16 protein-coding genes are annotated in these 20,161 nt (G+C 41.2%); 11 read left to right on the top strand and 5 right to left on the bottom strand.

Going from position 1 to position 20,161, the window contains the following annotated elements; genetic code table 11:
* Positions 1–50: 50 nt before the first annotated feature.
* Complete coding sequence (locus tag IQ246_RS08820) at positions 51–1,700, bottom strand: serine/threonine-protein kinase (protein ID WP_244141966.1); 1,650 nt, start codon at positions 1,698–1,700, stop codon at positions 51–53.
* 86 nt (positions 1,701–1,786) lie between these two features.
* Complete coding sequence (locus IQ246_RS08815) at positions 1,787–3,220, bottom strand: NB-ARC domain-containing protein (protein WP_194002089.1); 1,434 nt, start codon at positions 3,218–3,220, stop codon at positions 1,787–1,789.
* A gap of 1,264 nt (positions 3,221–4,484) precedes the next feature.
* Between IQ246_RS08815 and IQ246_RS08810 the strand changes: the two genes are divergently transcribed.
* On the top strand, positions 4,485–4,634 hold the full coding sequence (locus tag IQ246_RS08810) for a hypothetical protein (protein ID WP_194002086.1): 150 nt from the start codon (positions 4,485–4,487) through the stop codon (positions 4,632–4,634).
* Positions 4,634–8,113, top strand: a complete 3,480-nt coding sequence (locus tag IQ246_RS08805) for a plasmid replication protein, CyRepA1 family (protein ID WP_194002084.1) — start codon at positions 4,634–4,636, stop codon at positions 8,111–8,113. The genes IQ246_RS08810 and IQ246_RS08805 overlap by 1 nt, the downstream gene beginning before the upstream one ends.
* Before the next feature lie 80 nt (positions 8,114–8,193).
* Here IQ246_RS08805 and IQ246_RS08800 read toward each other — a convergent pair whose 3' ends face one another.
* The 3 genes from IQ246_RS08800 to IQ246_RS08790 form a co-directional block, all read right to left on the bottom strand.
* The gene (locus IQ246_RS08800) at positions 8,194–8,841 is read right to left on the bottom strand and encodes a site-specific integrase (protein WP_194002082.1); all 648 of its coding nucleotides are present in this window, start codon (positions 8,839–8,841) and stop codon (positions 8,194–8,196) included.
* A 161-nt stretch (positions 8,842–9,002) separates the two neighbouring features.
* Positions 9,003–9,143: a hypothetical protein gene (locus tag IQ246_RS08795; RefSeq protein ID WP_194002080.1), complete on the bottom strand. Its 141-nt coding sequence runs from the start codon at positions 9,141–9,143 to the stop codon at positions 9,003–9,005.
* Positions 9,144–9,437: 294 nt separating this feature from the next.
* Entirely contained in the window at positions 9,438–9,650 is a 213-nt protein-coding gene (locus IQ246_RS08790; RefSeq protein ID WP_194002078.1) for a hypothetical protein, read from the bottom strand.
* A 674-nt stretch (positions 9,651–10,324) separates the two neighbouring features.
* On the opposite strand from IQ246_RS08790, the gene IQ246_RS08785 reads away from it, so the two are divergent.
* From IQ246_RS08785 to IQ246_RS08745, 9 genes are all read left to right on the top strand, one after another.
* A complete protein-coding gene (locus IQ246_RS08785) occupies positions 10,325–10,729 on the top strand; it encodes a hypothetical protein (RefSeq protein ID WP_194002076.1) in 405 nt (134 codons plus the stop codon).
* A gap of 47 nt (positions 10,730–10,776) precedes the next feature.
* Entirely contained in the window at positions 10,777–13,842 is a 3,066-nt protein-coding gene (locus tag IQ246_RS08780) for a hypothetical protein (RefSeq protein ID WP_194002074.1), read from the top strand.
* A complete protein-coding gene (locus tag IQ246_RS08775) occupies positions 13,839–14,048 on the top strand; it encodes a hypothetical protein (RefSeq protein ID WP_194002072.1) in 210 nt (69 codons plus the stop codon). The genes IQ246_RS08780 and IQ246_RS08775 overlap by 4 nt, the downstream gene beginning before the upstream one ends.
* A gap of 6 nt (positions 14,049–14,054) precedes the next feature.
* Positions 14,055–14,810, top strand: coding sequence for a hypothetical protein (locus tag IQ246_RS08770; protein ID WP_194002070.1), 756 nt, complete (start codon positions 14,055–14,057; stop codon positions 14,808–14,810).
* Positions 14,811–14,818: 8 nt separating this feature from the next.
* The gene (locus IQ246_RS08765) at positions 14,819–15,904 is read left to right on the top strand and encodes a hypothetical protein (protein ID WP_194002068.1); all 1,086 of its coding nucleotides are present in this window, start codon (positions 14,819–14,821) and stop codon (positions 15,902–15,904) included.
* Positions 15,905–15,908: 4 nt separating this feature from the next.
* Positions 15,909–16,637: a hypothetical protein gene (locus IQ246_RS08760; protein WP_194002066.1), complete on the top strand. Its 729-nt coding sequence runs from the start codon at positions 15,909–15,911 to the stop codon at positions 16,635–16,637.
* 4 nt (positions 16,638–16,641) lie between these two features.
* The gene (locus IQ246_RS08755) at positions 16,642–18,042 is read left to right on the top strand and encodes a hypothetical protein (RefSeq protein ID WP_194002064.1); all 1,401 of its coding nucleotides are present in this window, start codon (positions 16,642–16,644) and stop codon (positions 18,040–18,042) included.
* A gap of 137 nt (positions 18,043–18,179) precedes the next feature.
* Positions 18,180–18,977: a hypothetical protein gene (locus tag IQ246_RS08750; RefSeq protein WP_194002062.1), complete on the top strand. Its 798-nt coding sequence runs from the start codon at positions 18,180–18,182 to the stop codon at positions 18,975–18,977.
* 38 nt (positions 18,978–19,015) lie between these two features.
* Positions 19,016–20,161 (top strand): hypothetical protein, encoded by a 1,146-nt coding sequence (locus IQ246_RS08745; RefSeq protein ID WP_194002060.1) that lies wholly within the window; start codon positions 19,016–19,018, stop codon positions 20,159–20,161.

Below are 20,161 nucleotides of genomic sequence, written 5' to 3'. Positions count from 1 at the left end.
CAAGCTACTTGCAATTTAGTTGATAGCATACCGGAAATGGCGTGTTTAGATCAATTTTTCTGAAGCAACCGCCGTAATACTTGCTCTCTCCATTCTTGTACCTCTGGGAGTCCGGATCTTGATAGCAGACATACTTCCCAATATATTTTGGCTTTGCTCAAGTTACCTAATGCTTCGTACGTCTGTGCTAGTAAACAGTAGGCATCTATTCTTTTCAAGTTCAGCTTTACTGATTTTTGCAAGTAATCTTCGGCTTCCGCGTAACGCTGCTGCTTGAATCTTGCCCAGCCTAAATTTTTGTACAGCCCAGCTTGCCATTCAGGATTTTTGGTACTACTTAAACCTTGAAGTGCCAGTGCTGCTGCCTCAGAGTATTTTTTTTGTCTATTCTTTATTCGCGCTAAATTGCTAACAGCATTCATCGCTTGGTTATTACTGTACTGAATCGCTAGCTTGTACTGCTGCTCTGCTAAATCATATTTCCCTTGGTCATCATAAAAATTTGCTAGACCATATCGCGCTTCCCAAGTATTGGGTTTGAGTTTAAAAGTTTTCTCATAGTTCTCAGTTACGCATGTGATATCAGAAAGTTGCTGACAAGCTAGTGCCAAATTGCTATATGCAGCTACATCTTTTCGATTATGCTTTATAGCTAACTCATAATATTTTCTAGATTTTTTAGGTTCATTCAAGTAACGAGAAGCCTCATTAAAATAGTAATTAGATAAAGCTAAATTATATCCTTTACAAACTCCAGCAAATACTAATAAAAATAAGCCAAATACAGTTAATCCAAAGAGTTTAGATTTAATTATTCGGTTAATTTTTGACTGAAATGGTAGACGCTCCAAACGCTCCAAAATTACTTGTGTAGATTGCGGACGTTTACCAGGAGAGACAGTCATCAAATCATCAAGAAGATTAGCAAAAGGTTGATTAATTTGTGGTGCATGTTTTCTCCACTTTAGTCTTCCTGTTTGTTCATCCGTTGGTAACTCCATCAGTGAAATACCCGTGAGTAAATTCACAAAAGTACATCCCAGTGCATAAAAATCGGATTGTGGTACTGCCATACCATTAATTTGCTCTATTGGAGTAAAAAAAGGTGTAATAACAGATGTTATTTCATGCCCACTACCTAGTCCTGTACTGCTGCCTCCGCTGGTACTAATTTTTGCTAAGTAAGTGCTAGTGATCTCTCTCGCTGCACCAAAATCAACAAGTACCAATTTCCCATCAGGCTGATGAATGATATTTTCTGGCTTAATATCTCTGTGAAAAAAGCCAGATCGATGTACGATATCAAGAATATTGATTAACTGTGAAAACCAATCAAGTGCAACATTTTGAGGAATTCGTCCATAAGTTTTTAACCATTCTCGTAAATTCTCCCCTTCAACCTTTTCCATCACTAAGCAATGCAACTCGATAAGGGTGTCTTTCAGTTTAAAAGTAAAGTAATCATTCCTAGTAGACTGAGGAATTCCAGGGTGTTGAATCAGTTGTAAAATTCGAGCTTCTCGCTGAACTAGCTCAACTAATTTAGGTTCGCTCCACTTTAATACTTTCATCACTCTTATTTGAGGCTTTAGATGCAACTCTGTACCAGCATCTTCAACCTCAAAAACATTTGTGTAAGCATACAAGCTTTCTTCCAAAGAGCGCAACGGGCGCAGCAAACGAATGCGCCCGTTTATCAACAAAGAATTCCCGCAAGCTAAACATTTTTCGGCGTCATTAGGATTATGGCGCTGGGTGCAAAGGTGATTTATGCAATAAACCACATTTACTCCTGGATAAAATTACTTGTCTGTGACTCACCTGTTTGTAACTCACTTGTTTTTCTATGAACCAGCTTAAATGGATCTACTAAAATGTACTTCCTGATAACTGGCTGTAAATTATAACTAACTTCTTGATTGGTTGATTTTCTATAAGTTTCAACTAAAGAACGTTGCTCTAAAATTTCTATTGCTCTAATCGCTTCAGCAATTGATACTTCTAAACCTAATCGTTTTTTTAAAGCATCAATAATCTTAGAAAATTGAATTGGAGGTGAACTTTCTAAAGTTGACTCCGCTAAATAAATCATTATTTGTCTTTGAACATCACTTAAAAGTCCAGGCTGTCCAAATTGCTGATTTAGCATAGATTGAAGTAATTGTCCAATAACAGTAGTCCTATAGTCAAAAAATTTTTTGACACTCCCTTCAAAAAGTCGATGAATTCTGTCAGCAACTTCTTCTAGCTCTGACGGATTTCCACGATGCATTTTAATTAACTCTTTACATTGGTTTCCCCATAAACCTTTTTCATTTAACATTCGCATGGCTGCACGCTCCTCTAAGCCTTCTAGGCGGAAAGAACCAATGGAAAGATTTTTGGTTGCATAAATAACTTCTTCTAAAGGTAATTGGCTTGTTATAATCGTACAGCTTTGATGCTGTTCTCCTGCTAGTTGAATAAACAATTTTTCATATTCTAATCTCTTCTTGAAATTATCTATTTGCCCTAGTTGTTCAAATCCATCTATTACCAATAAAGACCGATGCAATTGAAAATATTTTGATAATATTAAAGTTTTGTCTTCGATAGATTCATTATTTACTTCCAAATTAAAAGCGTTAGCTAACTTACTAAATAGATTGTCCATAGATGAATTAATTTTTATCCAAGCTATAGTCTCATACATATTTAAATTGTCTAAAAGCGTTTCCTCTACTAATTTGGCTGCTAATAAAGTTTTTCCAATTCCTCCAACTCCAGTTATAGATATACAGCGCCGCTTCAAATGATTGATTTGATTTTTTAATTCGCTAATATCCTTTTCTCTACCATAAAAAGATTCTATTTTAGGTAATTCTCCATAAATTCTCGTATTGCCCACCAAACAATCATTGTTCAGCTTGGATACTTCAAGCCCAAGATAATCCTTTCTCACTAGCTTAAGCAAAGCAGCTTTCAAAGATATTTTTTTAACTGGTACTCCATCACCAATAACTTCTGAAAGCATTGCCCATAACTGTGGAGCCAATTCTCTATGCAGATAGTCCGAGTTGTATCCAGAATCGCTTGCCATCTCCTTATAGTCTCGTCCGTACCAAGACCCTTTAATTAAAAGCCTTTCAGATTCCAGTAAATGCCTTCCGGTATTTTGAAGCACTTGTTCATCCAAAATCTCCAATACTTTATCTATGTCTAAGTTTTTATATAAGTTCATGCTTGGTAAGTTTTTACACTATTTTCTAATGACCCTACCCTTATAATTATTCTATGAAGTACAAAAAGTTATTATCCTAACTTACTCTACAAGAAAATCCCTCCAGGCATCCACAAAAACGCAGAGCGAGCATCTACTTCAAAGCATACCCCGTCTAAGTTGTGCTGCATTATGCTTGGCACGACATATTACACCTCAGATTTGTAATATGAAAAAGCAGGGGAGCAGGGGAGCTCTTAGCAGGGGGAAAAATCACGCCACTTGCGGGTGAGGTTTCAACCAACTCTTAAAAGGAGCAAGGGAGCTTTCACGCCACTTGCGGGTGAGGTTTGTACCTTTAGTTCCCCCTGCCCCCCTCCCCCAGCAAGACTGCCTCTTATCAAGTACTCATTACAGATACAACGCAACTTTACATAATTATTTGATTTTTGCAATCCTCAACCTCTACTTGCTTAATAATTGTTTACGATTAGATTTTTTAAAAACTTTTAGTCAAACCTATACTTTATCAACAATTATTTACAATATTGCTCTTTCAAAAAGCTTTTACAGGCTATATGCTTTAAATGTTATTTTCAATAGGTAGCAATACTGCATCTTCTAGATGTCGTGTGATGATTATGGTTTCAATCAGGATTGAAATAAATTAACCAAAATCATCAATAATTACCCTTGAGCAGTACTAGCCATCGCTTTACCCCGATTGAATTATTACACCTGATATCAACTTCTACAAAACAGAAACAATTCCCCACCTATAATCAAATTCTAGTTAGAGACAAGAGATCAAAACTTCTGTAAGATCAGGCTACTGGCTAAATGAAGCGAAAGAGGAGGTAAATACACAATAGCACCAAAAATTTAAAGGACAAAGAGCCACTAAGGAGTAGACGCTTTGCCCAAAGGTGAAAAATAAATTACTTTAGAGCGGGGTTGATCTCAAAGGAACAAAAGTAAGTGACCGTTGAAGTTTTGGCGACCGATACGATTACTAAATTTGTCCGAGAGTTTTTACCGCGCTGCCGCGCTGCCAGATCCATTATAGGATCTGCCGCATGGAAAGTCCATTCCTTGCGGTGTGTTTTGGCTGTAAAAATTCATGTATTTTTGAGATATTAAGTTTGATTAATAAAAAACCTGAATTTCGTAGTTAAAAATTAGCAGCGCAATGAAGAAGGGTCAAGGGAAAAGGAGTGAAGAAAATCCCCTTTCCCTTCTTGGTAAACCCCCTCTGAAGCTTGAAAACAGAGTTTTAGAGGTATATATGGCGAAAAATGGCGAAAGCTTCAGCACCCACATCCTTTTGGGAGAGAAGAAGGAAAAGAGTAGAAGATTTCCATTGGGAGCAACTTTTGAAAAATTGGCAATTACCAACTTTCAAGAGCGCTCCCTGACGGGCGGGAGCAAAAGCTAATGAGTGCGGCAACAATTGAATACCCAAACAACCTCAGCGCGACTGAGTATCACGAGTTGGCGGTTGGTAGCGCCATTCATCCGGCGCTTATAGAACGCAACTTCTTCCACATAGAAGGAGAATCAGTTTATGATTTGCTGTTTATTTCCGACAAAATCCCTCGAAAAAATGCAGGTCGAGTCACAGATGCATACTTGAAGCTCTATCAGCATTTGCTGTTGGGGGGAACGTGGATTCAATCCCTCGACCCGTTCAAAAATTGGCAACCAATGGAGTGGGGGCGCATTAAGCCAAACTTCCCACGCATTGATTGGCAAAAAGGTAAGCCTGTTAAGTACGAGTCGCCCCCCAAAACCGCCAACCGTGTCACCTACTTCGATGTCGATAACCCTGTCTGGGATTTGGTTGCACGGAGATACAACATCAAGCGATATCATTCACTTTTAGCGCTGCGCCTGCTGGATCGACTCAATCCGCTAATATTTTGGGAGTGGGTCATCGCTCACCCGGAAATCCCGATAATACTTTGCGAAGGTGAGAAGAAAGCGGCCTGTTTGCTTAGTCGGGGGTTTGTAGCTCTAGCATTGCCTGGAATTTGGAATGGTCGCATCGGCAAACAAGATTTTGACGAGAGGCTGCACCCAGATTTATTACCAATGGCCCAGGCGGGGCGCAAGTTCATTATATTATTTGATTACGAAACCAGAAGCAATACCCGGTGGTCAATTTTTCAAGCAACGTTACGCACTGGTAGAGCAATTGAGGCATCTGGGTGTACTTGTGAAGTGGCATTACTGCCGGGGCCGGAGAAAGGGATTGATGATTTTGTGGTAGCCAGGGGCAAAGATGCTAACGCGCTACTGAGCGCGATCGTTGATGATGCCAAAAGCCTTAAAGATTACCAGCGCTCGTATCGGGCTAGAAAATGGGGACTGAGCAAGTACAAGCCAGATGTGACAGTCAATATTAAATATCTGTCTCAAGCCTTGTGCATTAAAGAGCTTGAAGAATGTTCATCCGTACCAGAGCTTTATGAAATCAAAACTGAAGAATCGTTTACACCAAGTGTTAGCCCTACGGGTTGGGAAAAGGGTCAAGGGAAAAGGGTCAAGGAAGAATTAAGAGATTCTGACTGCCCTTCCCCCTTACCCTTTCCCCCTTCCCCCAACAAGTCTTTCCGCTTTCCTAAATCAGGACTTGTGATTTTATGGAGTGACATGGGCACTGGCAAAACAGAGTTAATGCGCTGGTGGCGTGACCAAAACCCAAATGCCAGATTTCTTAACAACGGGCATCGCGTCAACCTGCTAAAGAATTTGAGCGATCGCTTGCGGACTGCGATGTATTCAGAACTGGGTTACGTGGGTTTAGCCAAAGCCACAGCTCTCAGCATCACCATTGACAGCTTACACAAGCTCAATACCCAAGCTTTAACTTACGGCTGCATATTTATAGACGAGGCCTGCCAATATTTAGTGCATTTACTCCATAGCAAAACTTGCAAAAAACATCGCGCCGCCATCTTGGAAGTACTGGAATATATAGTATACAATGCGCCACTGGTAGTAATCGCTGACGCACACATGGACGACGTGACGGTGGATTTCTTTCGGGCAATGCGACCAAAAGAGGAAGTTCCGTACATTGTCAAAAACGAGTGGCGAAATGGCTCACGCACTATTTACTGGTACGAAGGCAACAATTCTTCGGCACTGGTAGCCCAAATCTCGGCAGCACTAATGGCCGGTCAGAAAATTCTGGTTGCCAGTGATTCCAAGCGTTTTATCAAGAAACTCGACAAGTCTTTTGCTATCAAGTGCGAAGAATCTAACTCTGAACAATCACATACATCCCAAAAATGGCGAATCTGGTCAATTCACTCCGACAATTCTGGCAGTGAGGAGAACGTGGCTTTCATCAAAGATATCACCAACGCCGTCAAAAACCTTGATGCTCTATTTGTCTCCCCAAGTTTAGGGACTGGGGTAGATATTAGTGAATACCACTTTGATTTAGTATTTGGGGTATTTCATGGGGTTTCCCAAACCGCAACTGAATGCGCCCAACAGCTGTACCGCTATCGTCCCAAAGTTCCGTTTCATATTTGGGTGGCCCCCAAGCCTCCCTTCGGTTATGCCGAAACCAACGCCCGTAAAATCAAAGAACGCCTCCTCCAAACCAACCAGATGACTGCTTTTCTACTACGAATTGATAGAGAGACTGGTAAACGTGGCACTGAAAAAGACTGGGCATTAGAAGCTTACTGTCAAATACAGGCTAATCGCAATCAATCTCTCAATAATCTGCGTGATGACCTGCGATCGCTGCTTACGGAAATGGGCAATACATTTATATCTGTCGGCAGTGATGATGATGCCACAGCTACTAAGCAACTTCAAGAAGCTGCCGCAGCTTTGGACACTGCCCACTATTCATCTATTGCCAAGGCCAATAATATTACAGCAAGTGAATACCGCGCCCGTCAAAGCAAAGATTATCTGACACCCCAGGAAATTTTTGAATGTGAAAAATTCCGCATCTGTGATTCCTACGGCATAAAAGTTACATCAGAACTGGTTGAGAAAGATAACGGCGGTCGATTAATTCGAGCGATCGCATCACTCGAAGCAATTTTATTAGAACCCGATGAATCCATTGTTGACACCAAAACTGGGCAGCAATACCCCGCACCACCAACAATTGTTACCCATAAAGACCGCACCGAGCGAGACAATTTACCCTTATGCATTGACTGGGGTAATTATTCTGCAAAGTGGTTAGCACGGTTCAACTTGGGTTTGCATCACATTCTTAAGGGCTTAATTACTGGCGATGAAATTACTGCCAGTGATAGTAACTTACTAAATATGAGGGCGATTGCCAAGGATTGTGCTGCTCACATTAAAGCAATTCTTGGTTTTACTGTCCCAAGTGAGTGTGAACCGATATGGTTGCTGGCCACAATGCTTGAGCAGTTGGGGCTAAAGTTGACCTCCCGCAAGCAGGGTAAGCGCGGTGAACAGGTGAAAATTTATTCGCTTGCTGTGGAGGAATTAGAATTTGCGTCACAGGTAATTGCTCACCGCCAAAGCAAACGGGATCAAACTGCATCGTCTGAGCGAAAATATCAGGCTACAATGCAGTCCCCATCTGGTGTTGAACCTGATTTATCGCCCGTATCCACACCCCCCCATGATTGTATAGGTAAACCCCATAGAGAGGGGGAGGATACTACCGAATTTGAACCGCCTCCAACAGATCGCACTACCTTACTCCATTGCGTGGAAATACTTCGCTCTGGTATCAAGCAGGGGGTGGACGCGATTAAGGGCATCCTTAAGCGATGGGTTGAGGATTTGCGTTGGGAGACTGTGCTGGAGTTGGAGGCTCTAGCCCCGCTTGAGTTACGACGAGTGGAGGCGGCAGTACCGGAATTTTACGCCTTACTGAATGAAGAAGTGTTGCCGATGGAATTGTAAATGGCTTTTTGAGAAAATCCTTATAGTCTTTATTTGCCCGTTATTCTATCTAGATCAACTAATTCATATTTACTGATCTATCACTCTGTGAATAACTCTGTGTTATTCGCACTATCCAAGTCAAAATTGCTGCTTTGTATTGATGGCAGTGACAGCATCGACAACGCCGCGATCGCGCCCCGTACTTGGTCGGGTTCCACCTCCAGATAATTTTGCAGTTGCTCCAAATTGCGATGTCCGCTGATTTCTTGAATGATTCTTAACGGAATCCCCGCATTGCTCATTAATGTCAGGGCTGTTCTCCGGCAACTGTGCGTGCTTGCTCCTTCGATGTCCACACGTTCGCAGGCTTCTCGAAAGATCAGGCTTGCATATTCTGAGTGCAAGTGACTACGCCCCCATCGACCGGGAAACAAAAATCCTTCATTTGACGGTGTAGGTCTGTAAGTAGCTAGAAAGCGCCTTAGTTCTTCCAAAATCGGAATGCTGCGGGTAGCTAGTTTCCCTTTACTGTTCCCTTTGCGGATGATCAGTTCTGCTCTGATCCGCCCCCTGCTGTTATAAACATCTCTAATTTTAAGGGTAACTGCTTCATTGACGCGGCAACTCGTGTACAGCATCACGGCTATTAGGGTTCTGTCCCGGACTGTGGTCAACCCCGAAGTGAATAGACGCTGGATTTCTTCCGGCGACAAAACCTTTGCCTTTCCGTGACGGTCGATTTTCACCCTAGCTGCACTGCCCGTGATAGTTAATTATCCTAGCAGCAATCAGCTCCCTCACTGAGGACGAACCCCAAAAGTCTCTCTTTGTGTGGGGGCATCGCACTATAGCGATCACTTAGTAAAATTGGCTGCTAGCAATCTTATATTTGATATCAGCTTTGATATCAAACAGTGGCAAAGAAGATTAGACAGAGTAATCGCGATGCGGTGAAGCCAGCCTTAGCATACTGCCAAGAAATAAATGCCCAGCCGTCAAACAAGCGATCCTCAACACCCACGAATAATTTCAACACACGGCTGGGCATTTATTTTTATGGATCACTCGTAAGCCGGGGGTATTTCGGGGCGGATCGCCTAGGTTGGGCGCTTTGCGCCATCGCACTTCGTGAACACACCCAACAAAGAACTGAACGTGAGGTTGTACCTTTTTTCGCGCCATTATCGAGCCTACTAACACGAGCAGTAATTTTGAGTTGGTGAATTACTTGTTGGGTGTTTGGCAGCCTTTCTTGTGATCAATGGTGATAAAAAGTGATCGCTAAACAATAAAACCCTCGCGTTATTTGGAGGGTTATTGTACAGCTATATATAGCTGTGGTTTAGCTAGAAGCTTTGCAATTAGCAATAATTTCCATAGCTTGTCTTTGATGTTCAGGAATGGCATTAAGGGCAGAGGTAACTAATTCTCGCAGAATTTCTGACTGGTTTTTACCGACCACCCTTGAATAAAGCTTGAGATCGCTCAAACATCCTTCTTCTACGCGAACTGTAACATTGACTAAATTAGGTTTGTTTAAATTGGAACGTACCACGTTAATCTCCTTTTTCTGTCCTTGCATTTTGATAATTGCATTCACCGATTAAATGATTACTTGAATATTATAATAATATCATAAAGTAGTTATTTGTGCTTTGAATACAAAATAAATTTTGCAACTAATCAGTAATAAAATGACAAAAACAGTTGAGTTTTGAGAGATGAATATTCCGAAGAAAAAAAGGAGTTCATTGCCTGTTTACCTAGACAGCTTTGAGCGAGAAAGATTAGAAAAAATAGCCGAATACTGGGGGACTAGCTTATCGACTACGATTAAAATACTGATTAGAGAACAGCCAATATATCTCAAGCGCAATCAGTGAATACATGATTGCAATACTGCCAGATTACTTGATTTATTTAATCAGTAAACGCCAAGAATAACTCACATAAAGTTTGTTGAATTACCTGTTAATATTTAGCGAGTGTGATAGTATTATGCTGTCACTAATACTTGAAATATAGTAGATAAATATTGAATGTTTATCTATTAAAAGAGGGAACTCTTAACTCTTAACAGGGAATAGGGAACAGAAGAGTAATAGTTTCTGTTTTAGTGTTTAATATATCCACTGCTATATAAAGCATTGAACCCAATTTATGTTTGAATTTTTCTAAGCCTAAAACAGACAAAATCTTGATTGGTTATCGTTAGTTGAGGGAATTGACATGCTTTCAAATGTTTTTGGCTTTAAGAAAAAGAAGTTAACTTGGTTTACTTGGGGGAAAGAGCTACGGCTTGGTCTATTGTTTACCCTGAGTTTTTTCTTAATCCTCAACGGTAGCCAAGTCCAAGCAGCCGCCCCTACTGCTCCTGGTGGCGGCTGTACCGGCTGGCTATGCGGCCCAAAAAACACTATAGTAGCGGCATTTCCAGGTGGAGCCCAAATAATCAATACTGGCTTTATCATGATGCAAGCATTAATCGTGGCAATTCTAGTAGGAATTGCAGCAATAACAATCAACAAAATTGCCGCCCGGGAAGATTACGGCGCACCAATGGCAACTTTCTTCGGCACAGTCTTGGTTTTGCTGGTAATTAATTTTCTGGCCGGATATGTAGTTGGTAATTAGATTCAGAGGTGAAGAAGAAAAGGCAAGATAGCTCGGAAGTTTGAAGTATGCAGGAAACTCCAACTCGAATCAAATTCAAAAAAACACTGGGCAAAAGGCCAGATATATTCTTAATACCTGGACGGTTTGCTCGTGATTGGTTGGGTATATTGACAGGTTGTGCAGTGTTTTATTCATTGCTTAATCCTTTCATCCCCATAGATCCGTGGCAGATGGGAGCATTTTGCTTAACACTGATCATGACCCACTGGATTTTGATAGGAGATTCACCTTGGAAATATGGGGGTAAATTCCACAAGGCGCGTACTATGGTCAGAGGACATCCTAAGTTCGACATAGACTTAGAAAATACTAATCAAAAACCTTTGAAACAAAAAGTTGGACATCGCCGCGTAGGAACGAAAAAAAAGCGGGTTGTAGATGCTATAGAAGACGAACTTGACTTGGTATGCCCGGTTCGTTTTGAACTTAAAGGCAAGCATGTCGGCGCTTATTTACTCCAAAAAAACAGAACCTTGCGTGTTGTTTGGGCATTTAAATGGAAAGGAATTAATAGTACCCTGTCTAAAGACGAAGCTCAAAAAATTGCTGAATTAATCGAGTCTGGCCTCAAACAAATTCCCCAAGGAGAAGAACTAACAATCAATGTTGGTACTTTTTCAGAAGACCAGGAACGTGTAGCCGAACTAAAAGAGTTAATAAAGCGTAGTGCTGGTGTTCCAGAAAACGAATTTCTGCTCAAGTGGGCAATTTCTCGTGTTCAGCGCTTAACTCAGCTTGGCAAACATAACCCGAAATTCTTGCGAATTTACTTAACTTATACCCTCGATGGCGGAACAAGCAAAAGCCAAGACTGGATAGAAAGAATATTGGGACAAGCAGAGCAGTTTTGGAAGGCTTACGTTAACAAAGGAGAACAACAGTATAGACAGCAGCTAGAGGCATCGTTGAATAATGCTTTTAACTATGGCTATATGCAATCTCTTCAGCTATTGGAAAATAGTTTGAAGTGGCAAGTAGAGCCAATGACTGAAGAGGAAATATGGTTATGTGACTGGAAAAAATTTAACAAAGGCAATGCTCCCCCAATTCCCCAACTATTGATTCTCAACCAAGACGGACTGGACTGGCAAATAAACTCTAGCGTACACATTACTACAGAATTATTTGCTTCTGGCTGCCCCATACTTGATAAACAATGGGTGCAAATCCCCGGTATTAATTCTTATGTAGGAGCTGCTGTCTGGGAAAAGAAACCCTTAAAAGAATACATTGGTGTAGGGGCATATCTAGCGCAACTATTAGATGGGTCGGCAGTGTTGAATGAGCAAAGCGTAACCAATACAGAAATCGTGGTGCAGTTTACGCAAGCAAATCAAGCAATTGTCCAAAAAGACACTCAAGACTTGGTGAAGCAAGCTAATATGAACGCAACGATTGCTCAAAACCGCCAGCGTCTAGATCCCGGAGCGATGTTTAATACACGCAAATCTTTAGAAGATCACGAGCAATTGTTGGAGGGGAAACATGCAATTCGTTTTGGGTGGGTGGCCTTGGTCTATCGCCCAACACCAGAAGCTTTAAACAGAGCCATGCAAAACTTCACTTCCTTGTTTGAAGGTGCAGTTGTGACTCGTGAAACAGGATATACAGACCAAATTTGGCTAGAGGCACTGCCTTTTACCTGGAGAACATTGCTAACTTCCCCATATAGGCGTCAAATACTTGACACTACTGAAGTTGCCCCGGCTTTAATGCCATTGGTGCATGACCAGACTCCAGATACTCATGGGGTTGAATTCATCTCCAGACATGGTAATACGCCTTTGTATTTCGCACCCTTTGATCGCCCCCAGCACACAATTGTCCTGGGTAAGACGGGAGCAGGAAAGACAGAAATGTTCTCAGATGTGATATTTCATTTCCATCTCAGAGATTTTCATACCTTCATTATTGATTCTACGCGGGGGGATGGTTCAGGCTCCTTTGATGCAATTACCGAGTTTCTAGGTGGTGCATATTTCAACACAGCAAGAGAATGCAGCAATCTGCTGCAAACTCCAGACTTTAGAGTATTTCAAGATCCAGAAGAATATGAAGCTAAATTCAACCTGTACCGTGATACGGTGCTGTCTGGGTTGATGGTTTTGAGTCTGGATAAGGAGGCTGAAGGTAAGACGCGTAGGCTATATAAACAAATCTTTAACTTAGGTTTGCACGAGTACTTTAAAGATGCAAGCATTACCCAACGCTATAATGCTGCCCATGATAGCGGTTTTGGTTCTAGCGACTGGCAGAAAATGCCAACGTTGCATGATTTGATTAAGTTTATCCATGTTGATTATATGCCTGCTGTGACTTCCGACATTGAGCAAGCTATTGGTGCTATTCGATTGCAATTAGAATCTTGCTTAGTCGGGAAGATAGGCAGAGCGATCGCTTCTCCCTCTACTTTCAGAACGGACTCCCGGCTAGTTGTTTATGCATTGGGCAACATAGATGATGATCAAGATGCTGCACCATTGGCACTTTCCGCTTATTCTAGTGCAATTACACGAGCCTTAACAGTAAAAAAAGTCTTCTTGCCTATAGACGAAGGCTCATATTTATTCAACTATGAATCCTTCGCAGAAATCGCTGGTGCAGTTTGCGCCAAAGGGCGCAAAGCTGGAATTTGGTTTGCATTACTAGGACAGGATTTAAAAAGTATTAAACGTTCTAGTGTGTCAAGTCAAATTCTAGACAATATTACAACTTATTTAGTTGGACAAATAGAATTTGGTGCGATCGCTGCCTTAGTAGAGGAAGGTATTCCGGAAGAAATCCTTAAGAACAATACTAGCAGGTCTTTCCAGCCTGCCAACTCGGAATTTGCTCGTCAGTGGCTAATCCGTACCGCCGACTCTTGTTTATTTGGCAATCATTACCCTAGCTTTGCTCATCACGCTTTGTTGATGAATAATACTGATGAAGTCGCGCAACGACAAACTGCCTATGCTCAGGCCAAAGGTGATAAATTCAAAGCAATTAATGCTTTGGCGAATCAATTTCGCGTTAATAGCATAGATGGCAGGGCAAACAACTTAAGCGCTAGGAAGAAGAGTTCTAGATGATTACCAAAATTCTGCAAATAATTCGCAATCGACCTATGCTAGCAACATTTGTGGGAGTCTGCCTAACTGTTCTAATTGTTACATTAATAAGCCAGAAAAAAGAAACTGCGAAAAGGCCAGTTTATCAATGGGAGATAGAGGCCGAACGGATGGAAAGACAGATGAAGCAATTCTCTGATTTAGTTGAACCACCTCAAAAGAAGTAAATTTTTATGAATTTATTCAAACGCAAACCTCAAAGAATTCTAATCGCTGGAGGATTAGTAACATTAGTGATCATATCTATCCCTGCTGTTGCTTTGAGTAATGTATTGTCACCCGATGCGGGGCTTTCTATTGATATTGAACCCTATTTAGAATACATCCGTTCCGGACAGCAATTTTATCAACAAATAGCAGAAGCCAAAAATAATCTCTCAGACCTCTTAAAGGGAAATATTGTTGCTGCGGGGAAACTAGGGATTCCTATCCCTAAAGAGATACAAGCAGCAATTAATAAAGCGACAACTCAAACCGAAAATCAAAAAGGTGGGTTTGGTATGCAATCTGTTCTATTGAACAAGGTATTACAAGTCCAATCAGATTATGAAACTGCCAAATCCAGAGCAGAAATAATACTAAGTCAAGAGGGTCAACAACAAATTGTTAACACAAAAGAGATGACTACTCAGGCTGCGGTAGCTTCAGCTGAAGCATCGCAAGCCGCTCAAAAAAAGAATATCACTCAAGATATTCTCAAAGACGCTGCTGTTCAGAGCGCGGCTAATACAAAAATTCTCCAATCGATTTATGATTCTACGGTTGATGGACAAATTACTAATACCCAAGTTGCTCAAGCAACTGGGAATATATCAAAAACATTAGCCGAGGAAGCTTGGAGTAAGCAAGTAAACGCTCAAGTCGGACAAATAGGAATAATGGACACAACTGCTCAATTTTCGGCGCTAGTCTCCCCTCAAAATAATTAAGTTAAGACATGTTGCTATTGACCGTTACCCAAATCCTAGCAGTTGATCCCAGCACAGTTATTAATAATAACCGAGCCGTTAGTGATTCTGTCCGTGCTAGCTTAAAGCAGACGTGGCTCGATGCGTTCCAAAGTCCTTTATACGCCAATATTGCTTTTGTTGGAGCAGTTTTTGCTGTTTTATTTATTGGAGTATGGACTGCTCAATTCCTGCGGCGGTTTCTTGGTGACGGTGATAGCGATGGAGTGGCGCGAGGATTTAACGAACTAATTTTCCCATTTTTTTTGGTGTTATTGCTAGTAAATCCTCAAGTGTACGGGCCAAGCCAAGGGCCAATGTTGGGAACGCTGACATTAGGCGCTCACAATTTGATGATTGAAGTTTCAGATTATATTCTCTCTAAGCTTTCAGCAAGTACTGCTAATAGCAATCCAGTAACGGAAGTAGGCGTAAAAGTTTTCGCTCAATCTACAGCAGCAAACACAATCTCAGAATGCGCTAAACTTCCAGAAAAAGATGCACGTAATAATTGCTTATTTAGTGCTGATGAGAAAATTCAAAAAATACTAGAGCCTTACAATAATACAAATTGGGCCCCTCCTCTATATCAAAAATTGCAAGAACAAATTGTTTTTGCAATGGACAACCCTAATGATTACGGTAATTCCGAGTGGTTTGGACGATTGTTTGGTGGTCTTGGTTCGTCTTTGCAGCCAGTTTCTTCTCAATTAATTTTAAGTTTTACAATGTCTCTAGGTGCAGCTTTTGTCGTGCTTTTAGAAATTGCTCAATTAATCACAGGTTTGGTCGGGCCATTGTTTTTAGGTATCTCTTTGATGCCAGTCCCTGCAACTCCTTGGGTTACTTGGTTAGTCTCTTTCTTTGGACTCAGTTTCGTTGATATCTGCTACAAGATTTTGGTTGGCTATACAGCGATAGCAATTCTGAATGCTGGGCCAACTGACCCATTGATCTATCCTCTAATTATTTCAATTTTAGGCGTAGTATTTGCAGTCCTTTTAGCGGCTGGAGGTGGGATTTCTCTAGTCTCAGCTATGGCACGGACTGGCGCTCAACTTGCTAGCAGGCGGTGAACTTATGGCTCCTACATCTATCTTTAAAAAACTAGAAAAGCGAACTCCCAATGTCGTACCTGTATTCGTATTTATCAATTTGGTGCTAACAGTTTTAATACTATTTGTCTTGTTTTTTCAAGGAGCAAGCTTATTCTCCTTATCCCGCAAGCCTACACCTGCGTTAGTACAGATGGTAAATGGCAAGTCTATCTTGGCTGAGTCTGTAGATTGGGAGCAACGCACAGATGCCACTATTCACAATTTTATTCAAGAGATTTTACCTCTGTTGCGGTGGCAATCTGAAAAACTGCCCAAAGAGTTTACCACCGCAGAAGAAAACAAACTGGTGCGCGTACCGATGCTACGGGATATTCAAGTGCCACGTATTAACTATATAGCCAGTTTTGCGCTGTCTGATGGTTTTGGGAAAGCTTACTTACAAAGCCTTGCTAGCTTAAATAATGAATACCGCCAAAGAGGGGTTAAAGAGGTTGTCCTACAAATATCTACTCTTTTTCCTCCTCGAAGAGTTGGAAGTCCCCGTGAATGGACAGTAGATGTAATTGCTGCACTAAAACTTTTTGGAGAAGGCAACGAACTGTTAGATATTGAATCATATAACAACCGAATTCATTTGCAAGCTGTACTACCACCCAAGTTTGTTATCGAACCAACGCCAGCCGAGCGCTTGGTAAATGGTATTCGTACTGCTGGGTTAGTAATTACATTAATCGAACCTCTCAAGGAATAAGAATATGCAAACTGAGTCACCCAAGGTTAAACGTGATTGGGAAGAGGATATTCCCCTAGTAGAAGAAGATGATTCCCAAGTTGAGGTAGACGCAATTGGCACAGTTGCGCCAGATGATGCTTATCAGGTTCGTACTCGTCACTCTTTCGCCACTCACCCTATTTCTAAAGGAGTGATTGTTTTAGGAATATCTTTCATGTTGATGTCGTTATTGGGAGTTTTTTTGAAAGCAATGACTGGAGGCTTTTCTAGTTCTGGTAGTTCTGCAACAACAACTCCAGAGCCAACAGCTACAACTAGTGCCGAAAATTCTATTACTGAGGCTGATACTCTTAAGGCTAAATTAATGCTCAATGAGCAGAACAAAGATATTAAAGATTTTAAAAACAGCAAACAAGACCAATCACAGGAACCACAGGTAAAGGCAGCTTCGCCTCAACCTGTAACTCGTCCAGCTACAGTACAGACTCCTCCGGTAGCGTCCACTCCTCGGCGGGTTTATGAAGAGCGACCTAATTATCCACCTCAAACTTCACGTCCAGTTGCTGTATCACGACCAGTTACTCCTCGACCTCCAGTTAGTTCCAAAAACCTACCTCAAAAAGCTCAAAGTGATATTGACCCGATGGAGCAATGGTTGACTGTTGCAAACGTTGGTAGTTTCAGCAGTCCAGCTAACTCTGACGATGAAGTACTAAACACCGATGGGATAGAAGGTGGGACAGGAGAAAGTACAGAAGTTGAAGGTAAAACTACCGCACAAGCAGTTGATTACAATGCAAAGCGTGTACTAGTTGGTAGTACTACAGAAGGCAAGCTAGAAACACCTATATTTTGGGGAACTAATGACGATACCGATCAAAATTACTTGATTAAAATATCGAAACCATTGAAGGCTTCAGATGGTAGCGAGGTACTACCTACAGGATCATATCTGGTGGCTCAAATGATTAATTCCAATGGGTCGGGATTAGCCCAATTGCGCGGGGTTTCAGTTCTCATCAATTCCAATGGTGACACGCAAGAGAAGAAACTCCCAGAAAACGCTGTTTTAATAATGTCTAAGAACGGCAGTTTTTTAAAGGCAGAATCTCGTAAAGGTAGCAATTTAGGAGGTGATTTGATGTCGGCTGTAATCGCCGGAGTTGCTAAAGCTGCTGAGGTACAGAATCGTCCAAGAAGTCAGACCAACATCAACTCCAATGGATTTTATAGCAGTACAACCACTAATGATGATAAAAATATAGCCGCTGCTTTTGGTGAAGGTGCATTTAATAATGTTCTGGAACGTATTAAAGCATCTAATGAAAGGCGCTCTGGGCAATTAAATAGTCAAGAAAAAGTATTTGTAATTGATGCTGGTAAGACAGTACAGGTATTCGTTAATCAAACGTTTTCGTTATGAGGGAATAAGGAAACAGATATAGAACCGATTATTTTTTGACTTCGAGAGGAGAGTCGAATGATTATTGCACTTATTAAAAAGCTACAACAATAACTTATCTTCCCTGTTAAGAGTTCCCTCTTTCAAACGATTGCATTATGAAGAAAATATTAGCGCTGTCCGCAACTTTATTATTGATTAACTCTGGTCAAGTTTTAGCAGGAATAACTAGGACTGTTTACTCACAAGATGTAGATGCTAATTTAATTGAATTGAAGGTATGGAAAGGTTACGGACTGACGATTAATTTCATGTCTACCGGAGAAGTTATCAAGCAAGTTTGGATCGGCGATCCTACTCGTTTTGCTTTTACATCAAACGGTAATTTATGCCCTAAAGGTAGCGATGAACCTGATTGTGCGGGAGGTAAAGCCACTGTCATATTTTTGCGTCAAATTAATCCGATTAAATTTCCTGCTCTCACTTCTAGTAGGAATGGAAGTACTCAAATTACAGTACTGACTAATCTAAAGCAATATCAATTTAAAATTAAACCTGCTACTGGTGAACCATCCTATACAAGTTTGGCTATTAAGCCAGATTCAGATAAACCTGAACCACTGCTAATCGCTAATCCTCCAAGAAGTCCACAACCACAAACTACACCCCAGGAATCATCAACAGTTTCTACGCCTAAACCATTAGCAGTTGTTTATAACAATAATTCCAAGTTGACTCCGGGGATGATACTTCAAAGAAATGATGCTAATGCTCTTGTATACGGATTAGCGATCGCTGGACGTAATGGTCAAGTAAAACGAGGTTCTACTACTTGGAGAAAAACCCAGGATGCTATCAAATTGCTGCGTCAGGGTAAGAGTAGAACAGAAGCTATATCTCGCTCTAGGATTGATGTTAAAGTTTTTGATCAACTGATTCAATGGGGTCGTCAATAAGTCTTAAGCGATACATTCAAATATTTTGCTTAAAAATAATGTTTATCAATATTCCTCCTGCACTCGCGCAAATTCCAACAATCACTTACACCCAAGGTAAATATGAAACACAAGCACCAGACTGGTCAAAAATCACCTGGAACACCTTACCACCAGTCCAGCAGCCAGGATATTTGAAAATCCCCCAAAAATATATTTCAATCTTCGGTTATGACCCATCGCGGCAATGGTCAGCAGGGCAAAAGGTAGACTCTGTTGTGATGTTAGGTGATGCAGATGATGCATTTAAGATGTCCAATTTCACTCTCAAATCTATTGATAAAATCGCGTCGTTGCCAAAGAATTTGACGCTAAAAGATATTGGATTAATGCAATGGCAAACACCAGCATCATTAGTCAAAGCAATCCCCAGTTTGGGGAATCTCAGTGTTACTAAAGTCCCAGTGTTAGCACCTTTATTATCTAGAGGCAGTTCCCTAAGTGATGGTAAGATTTCACAGCTTTTGCGTTCAAATCCTCAAGGAGCTAATACTCCTTTGGGTAAGCTCGATCTTAGCAAGTATTCAATTAACTCTGTTCCTGGACTAGACTCAACTCGTTTAGGAAAATTCAAATCTTGGCAACAGAGCTATGTAAACCAAGTCCCTGGCTTAAACCAAGTACCTTTCGATAAAATGCCCCAACCTATTAATTCTGGTCTTGGTGTTGTGGGAATTGCTTCAGTTGTACTTGGCACATCAGAAAGAGGAGATCCTAATGTTGGGAATAACTATTTTGTTTCTGGCAGTGTAGTAAGAGGCGATCGCTTCGTTCCAGTAGCCTGTCCTGCTGGTAAAGAATGCTCATACCTGGAAATGGGCGACTTTGCTGGATCGCAGGGAGCATTATATGGTAAGCGCTGGGCTTCTGGCTCATCCCAGCAGGTAAAAGGTGGCTATGGTTTTCTTGCTGCTGTCAACAATGGCAAAGAACCCACAGGACTACTGGTGTATGGTAATGCTTTCAAAGTAATTTTGACCGGAGTCGATGAATCTAAAGGTACAGCAGACTTTGGTTTGAATTTCCGAATCTGCGTTCGACCTCCTTTCATGCCTAAGACCTGTACACCGTATTTTATTGGCCCAGTACCTTGGATACCAGTAAATGAGAATGGCTTAGTTATTGTGGGTGTTGCTGCTAAATAG

Origin of the sequence: aff. Roholtiella sp. LEGE 12411, from assembly GCF_015206995.1 — a bacterium.
Lineage (GTDB): Bacteria > Cyanobacteriota > Cyanobacteriia > Cyanobacteriales > Nostocaceae > Komarekiella.
The sequence above is the reverse complement of the archived record's forward strand: the minus strand, read 5'-3'. Positions and strand labels throughout refer to the sequence as shown.